Raw genomic sequence first — 20,614 nt, 5'->3', positions numbered from 1 at the left:
CGTGAATAAAGTAGAGTTTAAAAAGAGTTTTGATATTGGGTATGAAGAAATTGTATTTTCAGCGAACAATGATGAAACGAAAATTCGGATAAAAAATAATTACTCTGTGCCTTCTTCAATGGTGAGTTCCAGTATTGTTGAAGTATCCGGAAAATTATATGAAGAAAAAAAGTGGGGATTCATATTCTCTGAATTAATCGAAATCGAGTCTGACATTAATGAAATGGTAAATATTGAATTGGGTAGGATTATGGTAGATGAAGAGTTTTTTGAAGAAGAAGAATTTCTAAATCACTTAATATTCCAAGCTACCAATAAAATTAGGGATTCAGATTATTTTACAGTGCTAAAAAAAATGACTGCTGTTTAAATCTCTTATAGCAATGCAAGTAAACAAGAATAACCGCCTAGGCATTTCCAGACGGTTATTTTTTATGCAAATAGGTTACAAGGCAGCCTTAGAAACACGTGCATGTCGAACGTACACGATGAAAAATAAAGCGGCGCTGAGTAAGCGTAAACTAGAGTTGAAATACATAGCCAATTCTACTCCCCACGAATTCAATAACCAGATGCCAATTTGCGGAGCCAGGAAAGCCGCAAACGCGAGTAGTACATTGTAGGTCGTAATACAATAAGTACGTGTAGCTTCAGGTGATTTCTCGAGCAATAAATTAAACAAGATTAACAATACCCCGGATAAGAAAAAGCCGGACATCGTTTGTACGAGAGTTAAATAATACAAGTTCGTCGACAATACCGTTAAAAATGGGGTACTAGCCATACCGAGTGCTGCCCATACAAAAACGCGTATATTCGATTTTCGTTCAGCCCATTTTTTCCAAAGAGGGAACGTTAAAATTTGCATCAACATATTGCCAACCGAAAACATGCTAATCCAAAAGATGGTCGCCCCAACGATGCGCACATGGTAAATATTAAAAATCCCCCACGCCATTTGCCATGTGAAATTGAAGAAAACGGCAGCAACTAAAAACCACACATAGCCGGAATTTTGGAAAATGGACCAATCCATCAATTTCTTTCTTAACAAAGGTCCTTCTATATGAGCAGGATCTTCTTTATGCTTCATCAACAAAAAAGCTTCTAGGAGACCAAAACCAAATGCGATGGCAAATAAAATTTGATACGCAGTTACACTATCTGAAGAGTCTCTCATCACAATACCAACTGTCAGTGTAGAAACAAGTCCAACAATCGTCAGCAAGCGGTTACGGTCACTGAAAAACTGTCCACGCCTAGATTCACTGATCATCCCGCTAATAAGGGTTTGCCAGCCGATGGTTGCGACAGTATTCGGTATACTCATGAGGGCAATGATGACCAGGAAAACCCATGCTTGCATCGATTCAGAAGGCAAATACACGAGCACGACAATGAGCATGAACATCAAACGTGATAACAGGATGGCCATGGCTACGAGTTTCTTGTGTTCATGAGCTCGGTTCAGTAGGATTGCAGCTGGAATGGTCATAAGCAACGCCATAAGAGGGGGAAGGGAGCTTATTAATCCCACCTGATAATTAGTGGCACTTAAAATCGTAATCGCAAAAATGGGAAAGAAATTATTTGAAAAGTTCATTGCAATGGTTGATGCCATGCCATTATAAATACTTATTTTTTCATTATATGGTCGCATATTATTCTCCACGTTAATTCTACATATTGATGATACGCTTTGAATTATATACTTGTTAAAAAAGAAAACAAGTCCTTTGAGACACGAAATTTATAGATAATAGTAGAGTTGTTAGATACTTCATTGAATAAGAAAAATAATCCCACTATCTAAATTTATATAGTGGGATTATTAAAATTTACATTATGCAGATTTCTGTATCAATCCGTTCAATTGTGTTTTTTTAACAAAATCAATTTGATCATCTTGTAAATCTGCCTTAATTGATAAGCTAACCACCACTGAGGACTAGATTCATGACGAATGTCTGTAATTGAATTGTGTTGAATTAAAGATTTAATTGCCTCTGCATAAACGCCTAGGTGAAGGGCACTTTCATTTTCAATTCGTATAGCATGAGGGTCTTTGTGATTTTTTTCTTCTATAATAAAGCGTAAGTTTTTATCTTTTTGGATTAATAGTGGCCAAGTTGATGGAAGATCTCCATGACGCATGCCGTTTATATAAAAACCTGTAAAGCACACTTGTTTTGCTTTGTCGTAATACTAAGAGAGATTTTATTTCATCCATTCTAAGCATTCGCATTTCGAATTGAATCAATAACTTTATGTGTTCTGGGATAGGTTAAGTTCCTGCATATTTTACAATTATATCTCGTGAATGTGACAATTTTATTAACATTTCGCTTTGAGTCAAGCTTCGACATTTTTCACATCACATCTATTATATGATGTAAAAGTAGTTAATAAACTATAGAAAAATCAAACTAATCTTAATATTGGGGGAAAGTAAAACAATGAAAATAGTGTTAATTAAACTTGTATTGCTAGGGAAAATAAATGTAAAGAAGAGGGTAATGTACAGTAAAGCCAAACAATATGGCTTAACAAATCCTCATGTAGTAAATTGCAGTCAAGAACTAGATATCTTATTAAATAAATACCAAGAAATACAGCTTTTTCAAGATAAGTGCTACAACTTATATAGATCGTCTTATTAATTTCGCATTTTAGTATTATTTAATCTTAGAAAATGTTTGAAAGACTTCTTCCTTTGTTCAATTGTATATTCTTCAAGTACAGAATACTTCTGAGCCCAGAGCACCTAGTTCATCATTCAACCTTTTAGTTCGGGCTTTTCTTTTTTAATTTATCATTGTATCCTCTTCTGAATCTACGTAATTAGAACTAATTTCATCTTCACCTATCTTACGTCTCAAACCCCTAGCTAAGCGCACGATTACCCATGTCATTAAAATGGAACTAATCACGAGCATAATCATATTTGGCCATGCATTTGCGTATAGTTCGGAGCTTTGGTAAACGACCCACTGTGGCCAAGTTGGTGCTACATACATCCATATCACAGCAGTTGAATTATTAAGGATATGCATGATGATCGGAATCAATAAATTACTAGTCTTCAAATATAAGAGGGAAGCGACGACACCGAATACGAAAGCACCGATAATATCTGCGTGTAAAATGCCGAAAAGTAAACTGGAAATGACGATCCCGCCCCACATAGACGTCTTCTTCATTAAACGTTTTAATAAAACTCCACGAAAAATAAATTCTTCTGAAATAGGACCTATAATAGCAATAATAAGTATGGATATTATTAAGTATATTGGGTTTTCAGGCATCGGAGTCAGCTCTAAGAGAAAATCAACAAACCCAGGAAAGATCGGGTATAAGGCTATCAATTGTAACCAGAATACACTAAGTGAAAAAGCGATTGATATCCCGACAATTCCTAATAACCAGGGAAGCCATGCCTTTGACCTGTGTGTGAATACTACTTCACGCACCGACCGACCTTGTTTGCGAAAATGATAACGAAAGAATATAACAGGTGCCGCTATATACAAAATCAATGAAAAGGCTGCGCCAACGAAATCCTCTGTATATGGAAGAAAGATTCCTCCAATACCAAATATAATCAGTAATAATAGCGTTAACCCAAATAAGTGGCGTATTTTCATTTCTTCAAACAATAGATCACTCCTGTCTAGATCTTATTAAGAGAGTACCACTAAGTGGCGGTTATTGAGTTCGCTCACATAGAAACAACCTAGGCAAGACCATTTTGATGAATTACAAGAAGATATCTTTCTATAAGTATCTAACCTCCTTCCCTTGTCTAATTTGAATATTTACGAGCGAAAAGATTCCGCTTGTATATGCATTCAAGTTGGAATTGTCAATTTCAGTTTTGAAATGTACTGTTCTTGTTTCTTTTCCTGATAATGAAACCTTATATGGAGAGCCTTCAATCATGAGTGAAATCAAATGTGCATTATCATAGAACGTAACATCAAAATGTACATCTTCATTACTATAATTTTTAAATGTTAATTCACAAACACCCTCAATCTTCTTGTCATCTAACGTATCAATTTGACAATTACTAGAATCCTGCTCATATTTAACGGCATATATGCCCGAAGCAAAGGTAGTTTGATAAGATTCGACAATCACAAGAGGCAATAAACTATAGACGACTAACGCAAGAATCACGAGGCGAGCTCGATACTTCTCTAACGAAGTAGATAAGAAATAAATGCCGATAATCAATAACACAAGCGAAAAAATGCCTAAATAGTGCAAACCACTTGAAGAACTGATTGAAATATTCATGATCATAAAGTTAGCTTCAGCAAAAGGTTTCACATGCGGAAAGGGAAAGTTCAATATCATCACCAAAATGAAAAACCCAATAGCTATATAAAGTCTTTTTAAGTTACGCACTATCATCGAAATCCTCCTAATTATCTCTTTTCAAACTCACAAACCGTCGTGATCAAAATCTATTTCTGTTGTTTTAAACGCTCTTTTTCAGCTGACTCATATTTAGAACGCATGAACCATTTAGGTACATGTTCAATTAAGAAATGTACAGTCATGTAAATACATGCAAATAGAATTAATTCAATACCTAATTTAGTTAAGTTTACCGCAGTGAAATCACTAAAAATTTTATAATGGAAGAACGCCAATTGTAGAAACGTAAACTTACTAATTAAATAGGTGATCATAAAAGAGAAAAACAGCTTCCAAAACCCCATCAAATTTCACCACCTTATACATTTTCGATTAGGGGTTTACTATGTTCATCTACTATATATACTACGAAAATCAATAAATGGTTTCATATATTGTAAAAAAGAGGAAAATTAAATATTCTTACACGATGTAAATTCATTTCCGACACATCCGTCAGGCAAATCAGTTGAAATTCTAATCATTTATTAACATACTAATAGAAATACTATTATTTCCAATAATATATGACTGGGATGTGAAACGATGTTTTTGGCGTGGAATGAAATTATAAAAAATAAATTACGATTTATCTTGATTACGGGGGTCCTGATGCTCGTTTCGTATTTGGTATTTTTCCTGTCGGGTCTTGCAAGTGGCCTTGAGAACCTCAACCGAGAAGCCGTAGACAAATGGGATGCGACAGCTATCGTAGTAACGGAAGAAGCCGATAAGAGTATGCCTCAGTCGTCTATGACACTAGGAGATTTAGACGATATTGAAGCAGAGGATTTCGCAGTCATAGGGCAATTGAATGCCATTGCTACAAATGGAGATAAGAAAGCCAATGTATCCATTTTCGGTATTGAAAAAGAAGAATTCATTATGCCGGAAGTATCGGAAGGTGAAGAGTTCGCAGCTGACAATGAAGTCATTGCAAGTGATGCCTTGAAAGAAGACGGCTTTAAACTTGGAGACGAGTTGAAATTGTCTTCAACAGAGGAAACGCTGACAATCGTTGGATTTACAGAAGGTGCACGATTTAATGCGGCTCCAGTGCTATATGGAGACTTAGCGTCGTTTCAACGAGTGAAGTTTGGTGAAGCAGCAGGAGAGAATGAAAATCAGATTAATGGTGTCGTGTTACGTACAGATAATCTATCGAATGTAACAAATAGTGAATCACTTGAAGTGGTAGAAATGGAAGAGTTCATTACTAGCTTGCCTGGTTACACGGAGCAAAGTTTAACCTTGTCATTCATGATCTATTTCTTATTTGTTATTTCATCTGTCATCGTAGCTATATTCTTATATGTATTAACCGTACAAAAAATCAGCATGTTTGGTGTCATGAAAGCACAGGGAATCTCGAACGGCTACTTATCACGATCAGTCATTGCCCAAACCTTTATTTTGGCAGTCATTGGTGTATCAGTAGGGTTTGCATTGGCACTCATTACAGGCGCATTCCTACCAGCAGCGGTTCCGGTATCCTTTGATATTATCGCCTTAATAATTTATGGCCTTGTGTTGATTGCGGTTGCCATAATGGGCGCTGTGTTTTCTGTATGGACCATAGTGAAAATCGATCCGTTGAAAGCGATTGGGGGATAAATCATGGCTATTTTAGAATTGAATCAAGTCTCGAAGTCATTTGGTACTGGCCACAAAAAAGTAGATGCAATGAAAGAAACACAATTTCAAGCTGAAAAAGGCGAATTAATTGCAGTTATCGGTCCATCTGGTTCAGGGAAAAGTACATTTCTAACGATTGCGGGCGGTCTACAAACCCCAACTGATGGGGAGGTCATCATTAATAACCAAAATATCACGAAGTTAAGTGAGAAAAAACGCTCGAAAATCAGGCTGCAAGAAATTGGTTTCATTTTGCAAGCGACTAATCTCGTGCCATTCCTGACGGTAGATAACCAAATGAAATTGCTCGACAAAGTGAAAAAAGACAATATGACTAAAGAACAACTCGCACAACTTTACGACAACTTGGGAATCAGTGATCTTCGCCATAAATACCCAGCCGATTTGTCTGGTGGGGAACGTCAACGTGCTGCTATAGCAAAAGCGCTCTACAGCAACCCGTCCATTCTACTTGCCGATGAGCCAACTGCGTCACTCGACTCGGACCGTGCATATGAAGTAATGGACCTGTTAAAAACACAAACAAAAAGTAAAAATACGACTACTATTGTTGTGACACATGATATACGACTAATTAGTTATTGCGACAAGGTGTATAAAATGACTGATGGCGTATTGGTTTTGGAAGAAAAAGTGGGTAGTGAGTAAAGATAGTGTGCTTTCTAAAACTTTAAAGTAGTATTCTTATAATATTTGTAAATGAGAAAAGGTCTTTCGGGAGTTCACACAGAACTTTTAAAAGGCCTTTTCTTCTATTTAGTAACATCCTTTTTTCCAAACCTGATAATACCCTAATTTTCTAAGCAAGAATAGACAGAAGGTATTTTGTATCGAAAGTTTATGATAAATTAATATTTTTGAATTTACAGAAAATTGGTTGACTCCACTTTCATGATGATATATAATTCACGAAAGCGCTTTCGATAAAGGGGCTAAAAAAATTGACAACAATATATGATGTTGCAAAAAAAACTGGATTCTCTATTACAACTGTATCGAAAGCCTTAAACAATTATACAGATGTCAACCAGAAGACCAAAAAGTTAATATTAGATGCTGTTGAAGAGATGGGTTATTATCCAAACTCTATTGCACGATCGTTAACTACCAAAAAATCATGGGCTATAGGTGTTATTTTTGTGGAAGATCTAGGTATTGGAATAAAACACCCATTTTTTAGTGCTGTCATTGAAAGTTTCAAGAAAAGTGTTGAGAAGTCTGGATATGATTTAATTTTTTTGAGTAGAAATGTTGGTGGTGAAAAAAAGAGCTATATCGATCATGCTCTGCATCGAGGGGTAGATGGAATCGTTGTTGTATGCTCGAATTTTGATGATCCAGAAGTGAATAAATTAATGGAATCATCACTTCCAAGTGTGATCATTGATTTACATAGCGATAAATCTTGTGTCGTATATAGTGATAACTTTCGTGGAAGTGGTATCGCTGTTGAACATTTGTACTCCCTTGGCCACAAAAGGATTGCTCACATAGGTGGGCATAAAAAAACCTTTGCTGGTTCTGAAAGATTAAAGGGATTCATGAGTACCATTGAGAAACTTAAATTAGATATCCCTGAAACATATGTAGTTGATGGTGGATTCTTTTCCTTTGATGGAGGCTATGAGGCTATGAGAAGCTTGCTCAAATTAAGTGATCGACCTACAGCTGTTTATATTGCCGGTGATAATATGGCATTTGGTGCAATGAATGCTATTAAAGAAGCCGGTTTAAAGGTGCCAGAAGATATTTCTATTGTTGGATTCGATGATATTGAATTGGCTAAATGCATAACTCCCGGATTAACTACCATAAGACAAAATACTGACTTAATCGGTGAGAACGCTTCCGAATTACTATTAAAAAAAATAAATAATAAAAACAAAGTAAATGTAGCTGTTACAATTCCAGTCGAGTTAATTGTGAGGGAATCTACAGCTTCAATTTAATTAATGGGAAAACCAGCATATATGTATGTTCAGTAGATGTATCAAGGAAACTTGGTATTTGGTTTTTCCTATAGGTAAACCGAAAGCGCTTTCAGTCATTCTTCTTACTAAATTTATTATATGGAGTTAGACTTTTAGGATTCGGTTTCTTCTATCAAGAAATTCGAAAGCGCTTTCGGACATGGGGTTATATTCTTCATCTTGCTCAAATTTAGTATATGAAATCAGAAGCACTTATGGAATCAGCAAGCGTAGTATTATGCTTGTGACCGAAAGCGCTTTCGATATATAGTTTCTTAAATGAAACTGCTTTTATCAAAAAAAAGATGGGGGTTTAGAAATGAAGAGGATTTTTTTATTCATGTTAGTTTCAGTATTTAGTCTTGGGTTTATGGTAGCTTGTAGTGACGAAAATGGTTCGGACGGTAAAAAGTCAGGATCAAAAGAAACATTAACTATTTGGTCCTTTACGGATGAGCTTGAAGAACCGATCAAAGTGTTTGAAGAAAGGCATGATGTGAAGATAGAGTTGACAATTATTCCAATTGAAGACTATCCAACACGTTTGAAACCTGTCTTAGAAAGTGGAAAAGGAGCACCAGATATCTTTGCTGGAGAGCTAGTATTCATTAAAGAGTGGATTGAACAAGGATATTGGGAAACGCTTTCACAAGAACCTTATAATGTTGAGGAAATTAAAGGGGATTTTGTGGATTACGTGTTTGAATTAGGAAGAAACTCAGATGGTGATGTAAAGGCATTATCGTGGCAAACTACACCTGGTGGAATTTTTTATAGAAGAAGTATTGCTAAAGAAGTATTAGGCACAGATGATCCTGAAGAGATTGGTAAACTAATTTCATCCATGGAAGGGTTATATGATGTAGGTGACAAGATGAAAGAGGCAGGTTATCGTTTGTTCCCTGATGAGGGAGCTGTCCGTTGGTTTGCCCAAGGTGCAGATCCACAACCATGGGTAAATGAAAATGACGAACTAATCATGTCTGAAGGTCGTATGAATCACTTCGATTATGCAAAAGAACTTCGAGATAAAGATTTAACAGCATTTGCACCTGAATGGTCTCCGGCTTGGTTCGCAGCAATGGACGGTCCAATTAATTACAATGCAGGTTGGGATGAGATAGATAAAGATAAAGATAAAGATAAAGATAAAGATAAAGATGCACCAAGCGAAGTAGAAGTTTTTGCTTATTCTTTACCAACCTGGGGTCTTCACAGTGTTTTGAAATTAAACACGGAAAAGACAGTAGGGGATTGGGCTGTGACAAGTGGTCCTAACCCATACTTCTGGGGCGGGACATGGTTAGGTATCTACAGTGATTCAGATAAAAAAGAGTTAGCTTGGGAGTTTATAAAAATGATGACACATGATAAAGAATTTTTAACAGATTGGGCTAAAGAAACAGGAGATGTACTATCATACCTTCCTGTAACGGAAGAAATTAAAGGTGATTTTAGTGATGAATTCCTAGGTGGTCAAAACAACTATGCATTCTTCTTAGAAGAAGCAGAATCGATTAATCCAGGACTAGTAACGAAATATGACCAACAAATCGATACAATGTTTGGTACCGCGGTTGAAGAATATGTAAATGGTGTAAAAACCAAAGGAAAAGCAATTAACGATTTTTATGATTTAGTTAAAAATGCCTATCCTCAAATTCAGACGCCAGAGAAGCAAAAAGAATAACTAGTACTAATAAGTGGGGTGGGAAGCTAGCGCTTTCTCCTCCACCTTTATTTTAACAAGGCTAAGGATGGTGTTTATATGAAAAAAATAAATAATTATGGATACTTGTTTATTTTACCTTTTTTTATAGTGTTCATTACGTTTACCATCTATCCGATTCTGTTAACGTTCTATTACAGTTTTACAAGTTATTCTGGTATGGGGAGTCCTGAGTTTATAGGGATAGCCAACTATACAAGACTGGTAACAGATACTTACTTTTTTGATGCTTTTTTAAATACCATATATATTTGGGGCATTAACTTTACCTTTCAAATTTCAATAGCCCTGTTATTAGCTGTACTATTTTCTGATATTCGTCTTAATATGAAAGGTTTAGGTTTTTTTAGAGCATTATTCTATTTACCAAATTTAATAACAATTGCTTCAGTAGCTTTGTTATTTGGCATATTGTTAGGGTGGCATCATGGAACAATTAATCATCTACTCTTAGATATTGGAATAATATCAGAACCTGTAAATTGGCTAAATAGTCCTACGACGGCACGATGGTCAGTCGGGTTAATCGGTGCCTGGATGTGGTTTGGGCATACATTCATCATTTTAATGGCTGGTATTTCTGGGATTTCAAAAGAATATTTCGAGGCTGCACTGATAGATGGAGCAAATCGTATTCAGACTTTTACGCACATCACTTTACCGTTATTAAAGCCAATTTTACTTTATGTTTTAATTACTTCTCTCATTGGAGGATTACAGATTTTTGATTTGCCAATGTTAATTACAGATGGGATGGGAGCTCCTGAAGGCGCTTTAAATACAATGGTTTTATATTTGTACAATCAAGCATTCCGCTTTAATAATTATGGATATGCATCAGCGGTAGCGTATGGTCTATTCATCATTACCGTAATTATCTCCGTAATAACCTTTAAAACTATGTACCGCAAAAGTGTGAAAGAGGGGTGACCGTTTTGAATAAAAGCAACATTGTAAAAGGTGTTATCTACACGTTTCTAATCTTACTGGTGATTATTAGCTTTATACCATTTTATATGATGATTATTAATGCAACACGATCTAACTCGGACATATTACAAAATGGTTTCACCTTATTTCCGGGCGGGGCGATCAAGGAAAACTATGAAATATTAATGAGTTATATGAATTTATGGAGAGGTTTTTTAAATAGCTTAATTATTGCATTGAGTGTAACTTTCGTGAGTTCCTACTTTTCGGCATTAACTGCTTATGGTTTTTGTATTTATAAGTTCAAAGGAAGCAACTTCTTATTTGTTGCAGTACTAGTTCTAATGATGGTGCCTGGACAACTAGGTTTGATTGGGTTTTTCGATTTAGTACAAACAATGGGACTACTTGACTCGTATATCCCTTTAATTATCCCGTCATTAGCATCACCGTTTGTTGTATTTTTTTTACGACAGTTTCTTATTACAGCAATGCCTATAGCAATATTGGAAGCAGCTAGAATTGATGGTGCAAGTGAATTTAAAATCTTCCATATAATTGGATTTCCAATAATGATGCCTGCGGTTGCAACGATGGCAATATTTACGTTTATCGGTTCATGGAATAACTATATTTTGCCACTTGTTGTGATATTCAGTCCTGAAAAGTATACCTTACCAGTAATGATGGGTGCATTAAGAGGGTCACAAGTAGCTCAGAATCTGGGTTCAATGTATCTCGGGATTGCCATTTCAGTAGTTCCCATTATGATTGCATTTTTATTCTTTTCTAAATATATTATTAGCAGTATTTCAGCAGGAGCAGTTAAAGAATAAGGAAGAGGTGTTTTAGTTGTCGCAATTTAATAAAGAATTTATTTTTGGCACAGCAACATCATCCTACCAAGTCGAGGGTGGGTTTAACGAAGGCGGTCGTTCCCTTTCTATTTGGGATACATTTTCAAGAATACCAGGAAAAGTTTTTAATGGAGATACTGGGGATGTTGCAATTGATCACTATAATCGCTATAAAGACGATGTCCAACTTATTAAAGAACTAGGTGTAGACTCATATAGGTTCTCCATCGCATGGCCACGGATTTTCCCTCAAGAAGGTGTCTATAACGAAGAAGGAATGAATTTTTATAAGTCCTTACTTGTTGAATTGCTAGAAGCAGGAATTAAACCCATGGTTACGTTGTATCATTGGGATTTGCCAATGTGGGCTTATGAAAAAGGCGGTTGGATTAATCGGGATTCTGTAAAATGGTTTCTAGAATTCTCAGAAAAGTGTTTTATTGAATTAGATGAATATGTCGATTCATGGATTACTCATAATGAACCTTGGTGTTCAAGTTTTCTAAGCTACCATCAAGGAGTTCATGCGCCAGGACATACAAATATGGAAGAAGGATTAAAAGCCGCACATCATATTCTGTTATCTCATGGAGAAGCAGTAAAGCTATTAAAAGAAAAATTACAATCTACTACCCCGATTGGTATTACGTTGAATTTAACACCGGCTTACGCAGCGACGGATTCTTATAATGATCGTATTGCTGTAAATAATGCTGATGGATATACGAATCGCTGGTTTCTAGACCCGATTTTCAAGGGGAGTTATCCACTAGACATGGTTAATTTGTTTTCAAACTATGTTCATGATTTTGATTTTATTAAACCAGAAGATTTGAAAACTATTTCAGTAGACTGTGATTTTTTTGGAATTAATTATTATTCTCGAGCAATCGTAGAATACGCTGGAAATACAAATTTACTATATAATGGTGCCTACTCAGACTATAAAAAAACAGCAATGGGATGGGATGTATCACCACGAGAGTTTAAAGAGCTAATCTACCGTATAAGACAAGACTATACAAATTTACCTATATATATTACTGAAAACGGTTCTGCTTACAATGACGTGTTAGAAGTAGATGGAAGTATACACGATCAAGAAAGAACGGAGTATCTTGAAGAACATATTACAGCGGTAAGGGAACTAAATGACGAAGGAATGAATGTTGCAGGCTATTTCCTGTGGTCATTGTTTGACAATTTTGAGTGGTCGTTTGGCTATGAAAAACGTTTTGGTATCTTTTATGTGGATTTTGAAACACAACAGAGATTTTGGAAGGATAGTGCAAAGCGTTATAAAGAGATTGTAAGAACGAGGACTGTTTAACTGTCTACTATTTTAGTATCTATTATTTAAATCGTAGATGAATTTTTTCTCCATTCAAGTGCCTTAGTTGAAATTATTATCATGTTAATTCTCGCTTCATATACTGACGTGTTGGAGGTCAAATGATGAGTAAAAAAATTCGTATCATACAATCATCTAAGTATAAAAAAGAACAATGGAATGAAGAAGGTAGCGTATTATTTCAACAAGGAAGTTCTACTAGTGGTAACGTGATAAATCTAAATCCCGAACTTGAATATCAACAATGGATGGGCTTTGGGGGTGCTTTTACAGAGGCGGCGGCATACAGTTTATCGAAAGTTTCTCCCGGTTATAGAAATGACATCATACAAGCATACTTTAATAAGGATATTGGTTTAGGATATACCCTCGGAAGGACACATATTAATAGCTGTGATTTCTCACTTGAAAATTATACATATGTAGACGACGGAGATACATCACTCGACTCATTTACAATCGAAAGAGAACTAAAGTATGTTGTTCCATTGATTAAAGAAGCTATGGCAGTGGCAGAAGTTCAGTTGACCATCTTATCATCACCATGGAGTCCGCCGGCTTGGATGAAAACAAATGGGGAAATGAACCATGGTGGAATGTTAAAAGAAGAGTATCGAAATTTATGGGCTTTGTACTATGTAAAGTATATTGAGGCTATGGAAAAAGAAGGTATATCTATTTGGGGAATTACTGTACAAAATGAGCCAGATGCAACACAAACATGGGACTCGTGTCGCTATACAGGGGAACAAGAACGTGATTTTATAAAGTACCACTTAGGACCTACTTTACAAAAAAATGGACTTGCCAATAAAAAAATTATTATTTGGGATCATAACCGGGATCAAATTGTAGAACGTACTAAAACTATCATGTCAGATTCAGAAGCAGCTAAGTATGTTTGGGGTACTGGAAACCATTGGTATGTTTCAGAAGAATTTGAGAATCTTTCAATCGTTCATGAACAGTTCCCGGATCACCATCTTATCTTTACAGAAGGATGCATAGAAGGTGGTGTGCAATTAGGTTCATGGCATACTGGGGAACGATATGCTAGAAATATTATTGGCGATATGAATAATTGGTTAGAAGGCTTTATTGATTGGAATCTGGTGTTGGATGAAAATGGAGGTCCCAATCATGTAGGAAACTACTGCGATGCTCCAATTATTGTTGATACTAAGCAAGACGAAGTTCACTATAACAGTTCCTACTTTTCCATTGGACATTTTAGTAAATATATCAAGCCTGGCGCTAAGCGAATTGGACTTGAATCTGCTATTAAAAAACTTTCAGTCACCGCATTTAAAAATGAGGACGGAACTCTAGTATTAGTGGCACTAAACGAGACAGAAGACGACGTTTCCTTTACGATTCAGCTTGCAGGTGAATATGTAAATTTGGTTGCTCAGAAACGGTCTATTGGTACATATATTATATAAATCTTTGCGAATATAATAAACCATCCCCAGCACAGCGTTGAGCTATGTGGGGATGGTTTATTTAGGTTTAAATGAAAGTAGTGTTAACTAGCTCGATATTTCATTAAAAATGGGAAAACGAAATAAATCGAAGCTCTCCTATACCTAATTGTCATGCATTGTTGAATTTCTTATGGTTTCTTCTTAATAAATCGTTTGATATAGACTACAGCAACAGCCAATAACAATACCACGATTAGTGAAGTACTATATAGTAGATTATTATTTGTTGAGTCTTCGTCACCCTCATTAACGTCTAAGTCGATGGATACTTGTTCAGTTGGTTTTTCTCCTATACCTAATTCAATTAAATCCTGGTCAGCTAATGTCAAAAGGGAAGTTTTTGAACAGTAACTCGCTTTAATGGTGCCATCAATTTCTTGTGCATACACTAAATATTCATTGTTTAGACTAAATTCATAGCCACAACTTGCTTCACTTCTTTCCGTATAAACAACAACTTGTGTTTGATTGACACCCTTCCAAGATTCATCCACTTCAAATAGAACAGCAATGGGGTCATCAGAAGATTGCAGTGACGCACTTTTATTTTTATCTACAATATCAATAACTTCTCCAGAGAAAACGGCCGAACTACGCTGTACTTCATCTTTCACAGAATTAGGCTCAACACATGAACAAGCATAACTAGTAGTAGCTGAATAATTTAAAAGGGAAATAAAAAAGATCACCAAGATCATAAATTTCACTGTATGGTTTTTTGAATTTGATCTTTCCAAATTAATCCTCCTTTTTTCCTTTTAGACGATTGTATGTGATGGCAAGTTACAATACATGTAAAAGATACTTTTTATAGTAGTGAATAGAAGGAAATATGGTAAGTGAATAAGTAAGTGATTTTTAAAAAACCAAACCCTGCACAGCGTTAAGCGTTGCTTGGTATGGTTTTTTCATTGGTGAAAAAATCAAGTATGACAAGGTGTCACATTTTGTTTGCGTTGTGACACCTTGTCATATATAATGAATTCTTGTCCAAATATGACAGGGTGTCACATTGAATCTAGATAGGAATGAAAAGATTGCCTAAACCAACCTTCATTAAATTACCCATAGATAAAAAAGAAACATTAATACGTGCAGCTATTAAGGAATTTTCAAGGGCTCCATTATTTGAAGCTTCCATTTCCAATATTATTAAAGAGGCGGGAATTCCTAGAGGAAGCTTTTATCAATATTTTGAAGATAAAGAGGATCTGTATTACTTTTTGCTTGATGACTCCTCAAAGCGGCTAAATGAGAGATTTATTGCGATATTAGTCAAACAAAATGGAGATTTAATGGAAACATTTATTGAATCCTTCGAGATGATGCTGATCAACTTGGAAAGCATAGAATCTCGTCAATTTTTCAGAAATGCCTTTTTGAATATGAATTATAAATCAGAAAACACATTGACTCCTGGGGTAAGTGAGGAGCAATTAAATACTCGATTGGCAGAGGTTGTGGCTTTGGTCGATCGCAATAAATTGAATATCAAGGATGAAATGGAACTGATTCATGTTCTCAAAATCATGAAAGCCATCACAATCCAAAATCTGATTCAAGTATTTGCAAAAGACTTGTCCATCGATGAATCCGTAAAAAATTATAAACTCGAAGTAAATTTGCTCAAAAAGGGACTTAGTAAAGAGTAAGTCTGTGCAACAAATTATGAGCGTTTTGATTTATTTTCTTTATCGTACATTTGCGCTACCGCACGTTTCGTATGAGTCAACAAGCATGAAAACCACATACTTGTGGGTCTCATTCTTCACGCTCTTGCGGCCATGCTAGGCGCAAATGTACTCTTTTGTTTTTCATGTGACATCAACAGCATTATTTAACATAGCTTCTCTATAGCTTCTAATAAATTGTGTTTGGATAGAAAGAAAGTCGTTTCCCTATTTTTTAAAACATAAGAAAGTTTATAAAATTGATGTGCTAAGAACCCAGTGTTCATGGTGTTTTAATATATGGAGACTAACATGCTAAAACGGAATTTCTCTGATGTGACTCTCGTTAATTCGAGTAATGTGAAGTCGTGATTACCTTTTTTAGAAACGTAATTTTTCTCTCAGTGGAAGTGGATTTTGATCAGTGATCTATCTTTGTTTAGTAATGGACTGCACATGAAAAATCGTCCACTAAATAGGGGTGTGGTGCTTTCATTAAAAGATAGGACTTTTTTTATTTTTTAACTATTTTGTTACCATTGTTCATTTTTAAAACGTGAATGATTGTAGTGAAAGGCGGCGAGAAAACATGTGCTCCTGCGGTTACTCGTCGCAAAGATAGTGGACGAATGACAGTTCGTCCACTATCTTTCCAGCGGGAAAGCGAGTCCAGGTGAGACCCCACAGTCGCTTGCGACGAGGAGGCTCACGGACCGCCCGCGGAAAGCGTCCGCCTGTAACGGAAATCACTAGACTTAAAAGAATGCTGTCCTATTCTTCAAGTTGTGTAGTAGGTTTTTTCGGTTTTTCTTAGAAAGTAGTTAACATAGCCATTTATAAAAAAAAAAATTACTAGAATAACAAAAATAGTTGGAGGAATACAAGAATGACAGAACAAAAGAAACCACCTTATGGCATTATAGCCATTTTATTTACAGGGGCGTTTGTGGCTATATTTACGCAAACTCTATTGAACATCGCATTGCCTTCCATTATGACAGATTTAAAAGTTGAGGCTGCAACGGCACAATGGCTCATAACGGGATATATGCTCGTGAACGGAATATTAATTCCAGCCAGCGCATATTTTATTCAACGCTATTCGAACCGATCCATTTTCATCTTGGCGATGTCGTTATTTTCGCTCGGTACATTGCTTGCTGGTTTAGCTCCGACTTTCGGTGTGCTTCTTGCAGGTAGAATGATTCAAGCATCTGGTGCTGCTCTTATGATGCCACTCTTGATGAACGTGATCCTAGTAGCATTTCCTATAGAGCGCCGAGGCTCAGCAATGGGGATATTCGGTCTTGATTGTTGCACCAGCAATTGGTCCGACACTTTCGGGCTATATTGTTGAACATTATTCATGGAGAGTATTGTTTTTCATCATCCTGCCACTGGCTTTGATCCCACTAGCATTAGGGATTTTCAAATTAAAGAATTTAACATTCCAAAACAAAGATTTGACATTGGATAAAATGTCTCTCGTCTTTTCAAGCCTTGGTTTTGGAGGAATCCTCTACGGATTTAGTGCTGCTGGACAAAACGGATGGAGTGACCCGTTTGTATTAGGGACAATTACCATTGGTGTTGTGTCGCTAGTAACATTCATCTTCCGTCAATTTAAATTAAAAGATCCATTACTTGAATTTAGGATTTACAAATATCCGATGTTCGCTTTGTCATCCGCGATTTCTATCGTCGTATCAATGTCAATGTTTTCTGCCATGATTCTTTTGCCGATCTATGTCCAGACGATTAAAGGAATATCACCGATTGATTCAGGTTTGCTCATGCTTCCAGGAGCTTTAGTAATGGGCTTTATGTCACCTGTCACTGGTAAATTGTTCGATAAGTACGGTGCCAAAGTACTCTCGATTACAGGGATGTCAATTGTAGTGATTTCCACTTATCTCTTCAGTGATTTAAGTATGGAAACGACGTATCTACAGATCATGGGCATCTACACAATTCGGATGTTAGGTATTTCAATGGTTATGATGCCGGTCATGACGAATGGCCTAAATACGTTGCCGATCAAAGCTTATCCGCACGGAACAGCGATGAACAACACCCTACAGCAAGTATCAGGTGCCATCGGATCTGCACTACTAATCACAGTCATGAATACACGAACGACTTCGACAGCGAACGACTTGGCTTTAAGTGGAGCAGACCCAGCCAGTATTATAAAGATCTCCATGTTGGAAGGAGTCAATCACGCTTTCCTCATATCAACGTTTATTGCAGCAGTTGCATTACTACTAACATTCTTCATTAAAAAGCCGAAACGACCGGTAACTGAAGAAGAGAAAGACCTCGCGGGTAAAAAGGTACCCTTTAAAAAATAATAAACTAAAGGCTGGACCGAATTCGGTTCAGCCTTTCCTATGTGCGCTTTTATGTTAAAGTAGGTATTTGTGACCATATATTAAAGTAGTGCCAATATACTAATATATGTTATATTTAATATAATGGATTTTTGTGTGATTAGTAAAATTAGGAAGTAATTTCGTATGAAACTGAATTAAATTTAAGTTTATACTAAAAACAGTAGATTTAAGCTTATGAAGAAAATGTCATTAAGACATGTTGGTAAATCCATTTTTGAGGTAATCGTTAATATGTTCATAATTCTCAACAGTAGGGCTCGCTCCGCATTCCACCATCAGACGTGGCAGATAATAGATACTGCTGCTAAGTCAAATTAGTCCTGCTGTTTTAAGGTCGCAAAAAATTAATGAACTTATGGCTAGTACCTACAGATACCGAGAAGCAAAGAAATCCGAGAAAAATAGGGAGTGTAGTGCTATATGGACGATGATTTATACTTTAAAACTGAAGAAAAAGCAGGGTTAATCATTGGGGATAAAGAGCTAGTTCAAACCGAAGGAAAAGCAGACCTTGCAGCAGAGCTAGTTATTGCGAATAAGGAGCTAGCCTTTCAAAATAAAGAGAAAGATAAACGAGCTGCAGAATTAATCATTGCAAATAAAGAACTTGCCTTTCAGAACGAAGAGAAGGCAGCCCGAGCAGCAGAATTAATTATTGCGAATAAAGAACTGGCCTTTCAAAACAAAGAGAAGGATAAACGAGCAGCAGAGTTAGTCATTGCAAATAGAGAGCTAGCCTTTCAAAATAAAGAAAAAGATAAACGAGCAGCAGAGTTAATCATTATGAATAAAGAGCTAGCCTTTCAAAACGAAGAGATTTCATATCTTAGCTACTATGATCAATTAACAGGTTTATATAACAGAAGATTTTATGAAGCAGAGTTAAAGAGACTGGATACGCCGAGGAACTTGCCTTTGACTATCTTAATTGGTGATCTAAATGGTTTAAAGCTAATCAATGATTTCTTTGGACATGCCATGGGTGATGAGTTGTTGAAAAAATCTGCAGAAATAATTAAACAAGGTTGCAGAGCTGATGATATTGTTTCCAGAATCGGCGGGGATGAATTTGTTATTCTGTTACCTAAAACGAATGGTTTTGAAGCACAGATCATTATCAACCGTATCTTGGAATTGGCTTCACTAGAAAAAGTAGGCTCAATTGATATTTCTATTTCATTTGGTTATGAAACGAAGAAGAATAAAGAAGATGAAATACAAGAAGTATTCAAAAAAGCAGACAAACATATGTATACGATTAAACTTTTTGAAAGCCCAAGTATTAGGGGAAATACAGTTGATATGATTATTAAGGCTTTTCATGATAAGAATAAAGGGGAGGAACAACACTCCCAAAGAGTGTCAAAACTATGCGAAAGCATGGGACAAGTTCTTGGACTATCTGAGTATAAAATTAAGGAACTCAAAACAGTTGGATTACTTCACGATATAGGTAAAATAGCTATAGATGAACTTATACTCAATAAGCCTGGCAAACTTACTGACGGTGAGTGGAAAGAGATTAAGCGCCATTCAGAAATAGGTCATCGAATTTTAAGTACACTAAATGATATGCCGAATATGGCTGATTATGTTTTATACCATCATGAAAGATGGGATGGGAAAGGCTATCCGAGAGGCTTGAAAGGGAAAGAAATACCGTTTGAGTCAAGAATAATAGCCATTGTTGAAGCCTATGATGCGATGACGAGTGAAAGGACGTATAGCAGTACTCTGTCAACTGAAGCTGCAATAGAAGAATTGCAATTACATGCGGGTATTCTATTTGATCCGGAATTGGTAAGCTTATTTATCGAAAAAGCTTTAGGGAATAGTTTGATAATAAGAACTTAAGAAAGACGAGTAATTACCTAAGCCGTTCAGTTTTGAATCACTTTTCTTGAATTATAACCCTAAATAGACACCCAATTAGCTATACATTTGGAAGTCTATTTTTTATTGATATATCAAGGTTTGTATTGATTTTCTCCTTAAAATAATCATCTCATTGACAGATCAATTATTGCTATTACAATTGTGATTGTAAACTAAGTATTTAGGTATCTAATTCGTATGATAAAGAGGGATGGAATTGCATTGACGTAAATATCACTGAAAAAATAAACAAGAAACCTGTTAACTGGGAAATAAA

General features: G+C 35.9%; 18 protein-coding genes and 1 pseudogene. 13 read left to right on the top strand and 6 right to left on the bottom strand.

Going from position 1 to position 20,614, the window contains the following annotated elements; translation table 11 throughout:
• Position 1: 1 nt before the first annotated feature.
• Positions 2-370, top strand: a complete 369-nt coding sequence (locus C406_RS0110180; RefSeq protein ID WP_017380515.1) for a hypothetical protein — start codon at positions 2-4, stop codon at positions 368-370.
• Positions 371-445: 75 nt separating this feature from the next.
• Here the strand turns inward: C406_RS0110180 and C406_RS0110175 are convergent, their stop codons facing one another.
• Together C406_RS0110175 and C406_RS0110170 are read right to left on the bottom strand one after the other, a co-directional pair.
• Positions 446-1,660, bottom strand: coding sequence for an MFS transporter (locus tag C406_RS0110175; protein ID WP_017380514.1), 1,215 nt, complete (start codon positions 1,658-1,660; stop codon positions 446-448).
• Between the two features lie 209 nt (positions 1,661-1,869).
• The gene (locus tag C406_RS0110170; protein WP_237740539.1) at positions 1,870-2,184 is read right to left on the bottom strand and encodes an HIRAN domain-containing protein; all 315 of its coding nucleotides are present in this window, start codon (positions 2,182-2,184) and stop codon (positions 1,870-1,872) included.
• A 272-nt stretch (positions 2,185-2,456) separates the two neighbouring features.
• On the opposite strand from C406_RS0110170, the gene C406_RS0110165 reads away from it, so the two are divergent.
• Positions 2,457-2,660: an aspartyl-phosphate phosphatase Spo0E family protein gene (locus tag C406_RS0110165; protein ID WP_017380512.1), complete on the top strand. Its 204-nt coding sequence runs from the start codon at positions 2,457-2,459 to the stop codon at positions 2,658-2,660.
• A 144-nt stretch (positions 2,661-2,804) separates the two neighbouring features.
• Here the strand turns inward: C406_RS0110165 and C406_RS0110160 are convergent, their stop codons facing one another.
• The 3 genes from C406_RS0110160 to C406_RS0110150 form a co-directional block, all read right to left on the bottom strand.
• Positions 2,805-3,656, bottom strand: a complete 852-nt coding sequence (locus C406_RS0110160) for a CPBP family intramembrane glutamic endopeptidase (RefSeq protein ID WP_017380511.1) — start codon at positions 3,654-3,656, stop codon at positions 2,805-2,807.
• Between the two features lie 118 nt (positions 3,657-3,774).
• A complete protein-coding gene (locus tag C406_RS0110155) occupies positions 3,775-4,416 on the bottom strand; it encodes a hypothetical protein (RefSeq protein ID WP_017380510.1) in 642 nt (213 codons plus the stop codon).
• 53 nt (positions 4,417-4,469) lie between these two features.
• Complete coding sequence (locus C406_RS0110150; protein ID WP_017380509.1) at positions 4,470-4,727, bottom strand: hypothetical protein; 258 nt, start codon at positions 4,725-4,727, stop codon at positions 4,470-4,472.
• A 241-nt stretch (positions 4,728-4,968) separates the two neighbouring features.
• Here C406_RS0110150 and C406_RS0110145 point away from each other — a divergent pair, with 241 nt between their 5' ends.
• The 8 genes from C406_RS0110145 to C406_RS0110110 all read left to right on the top strand — a co-directional run bounded on the left by C406_RS0110145 (position 4,969) and on the right by C406_RS0110110 (position 14,357).
• Positions 4,969-6,036 carry an ABC transporter permease gene (locus C406_RS0110145; RefSeq protein WP_017380508.1) on the top strand — a complete coding sequence of 356 codons (1,068 nt, stop codon included), beginning with the start codon at positions 4,969-4,971 and terminating at the stop codon, positions 6,034-6,036.
• Positions 6,037-6,039: 3 nt separating this feature from the next.
• Complete coding sequence (locus C406_RS0110140; RefSeq protein ID WP_017380507.1) at positions 6,040-6,726, top strand: ABC transporter ATP-binding protein; 687 nt, start codon at positions 6,040-6,042, stop codon at positions 6,724-6,726.
• A gap of 293 nt (positions 6,727-7,019) precedes the next feature.
• The gene (locus tag C406_RS0110135) at positions 7,020-8,027 is read left to right on the top strand and encodes a LacI family DNA-binding transcriptional regulator (protein WP_017380506.1); all 1,008 of its coding nucleotides are present in this window, start codon (positions 7,020-7,022) and stop codon (positions 8,025-8,027) included.
• 340 nt (positions 8,028-8,367) lie between these two features.
• A complete protein-coding gene (locus C406_RS0110130; RefSeq protein ID WP_017380505.1) occupies positions 8,368-9,738 on the top strand; it encodes an ABC transporter substrate-binding protein in 1,371 nt (456 codons plus the stop codon).
• 78 nt (positions 9,739-9,816) lie between these two features.
• Complete coding sequence (locus C406_RS0110125) at positions 9,817-10,707, top strand: carbohydrate ABC transporter permease (RefSeq protein ID WP_017380504.1); 891 nt, start codon at positions 9,817-9,819, stop codon at positions 10,705-10,707.
• A gap of 5 nt (positions 10,708-10,712) precedes the next feature.
• The gene (locus C406_RS0110120; RefSeq protein ID WP_017380503.1) at positions 10,713-11,543 is read left to right on the top strand and encodes a carbohydrate ABC transporter permease; all 831 of its coding nucleotides are present in this window, start codon (positions 10,713-10,715) and stop codon (positions 11,541-11,543) included.
• Between the two features lie 16 nt (positions 11,544-11,559).
• Positions 11,560-12,894 (top strand): GH1 family beta-glucosidase, encoded by a 1,335-nt coding sequence (locus tag C406_RS0110115; RefSeq protein ID WP_017380502.1) that lies wholly within the window; start codon positions 11,560-11,562, stop codon positions 12,892-12,894.
• 125 nt (positions 12,895-13,019) lie between these two features.
• Complete coding sequence (locus C406_RS0110110; RefSeq protein ID WP_017380501.1) at positions 13,020-14,357, top strand: glycoside hydrolase family 30 protein; 1,338 nt, start codon at positions 13,020-13,022, stop codon at positions 14,355-14,357.
• 170 nt (positions 14,358-14,527) lie between these two features.
• Here the strand turns inward: C406_RS0110110 and C406_RS0110105 are convergent, their stop codons facing one another.
• Complete coding sequence (locus C406_RS0110105; protein ID WP_017380500.1) at positions 14,528-15,136, bottom strand: hypothetical protein; 609 nt, start codon at positions 15,134-15,136, stop codon at positions 14,528-14,530.
• 300 nt (positions 15,137-15,436) lie between these two features.
• On the opposite strand from C406_RS0110105, the gene C406_RS0110100 reads away from it, so the two are divergent.
• The 3 genes and pseudogenes from C406_RS0110100 (at position 15,437) to C406_RS19500 (ending at position 20,316) form a co-directional block, all read left to right on the top strand.
• Positions 15,437-16,051: a TetR/AcrR family transcriptional regulator gene (locus C406_RS0110100; protein ID WP_017380499.1), complete on the top strand. Its 615-nt coding sequence runs from the start codon at positions 15,437-15,439 to the stop codon at positions 16,049-16,051.
• Between the two features lie 904 nt (positions 16,052-16,955).
• Positions 16,956-18,420 (top strand): annotated as a pseudogene (locus C406_RS19505) (MDR family MFS transporter).
• Between the two features lie 462 nt (positions 18,421-18,882).
• A complete protein-coding gene (locus C406_RS19500) occupies positions 18,883-20,316 on the top strand; it encodes an HD-GYP domain-containing protein (RefSeq protein WP_017380498.1) in 1,434 nt (477 codons plus the stop codon).
• Positions 20,317-20,614 lie beyond the last annotated feature (298 nt).

Origin of the sequence: Paenisporosarcina sp. TG-14 (genome assembly GCF_000297555.1) — a bacterium.
Lineage (GTDB): Bacteria > Bacillota > Bacilli > Bacillales_A > Planococcaceae > Paenisporosarcina > Paenisporosarcina antarctica.
This window is presented reverse-complemented; position numbering and strand designations above follow the sequence as displayed.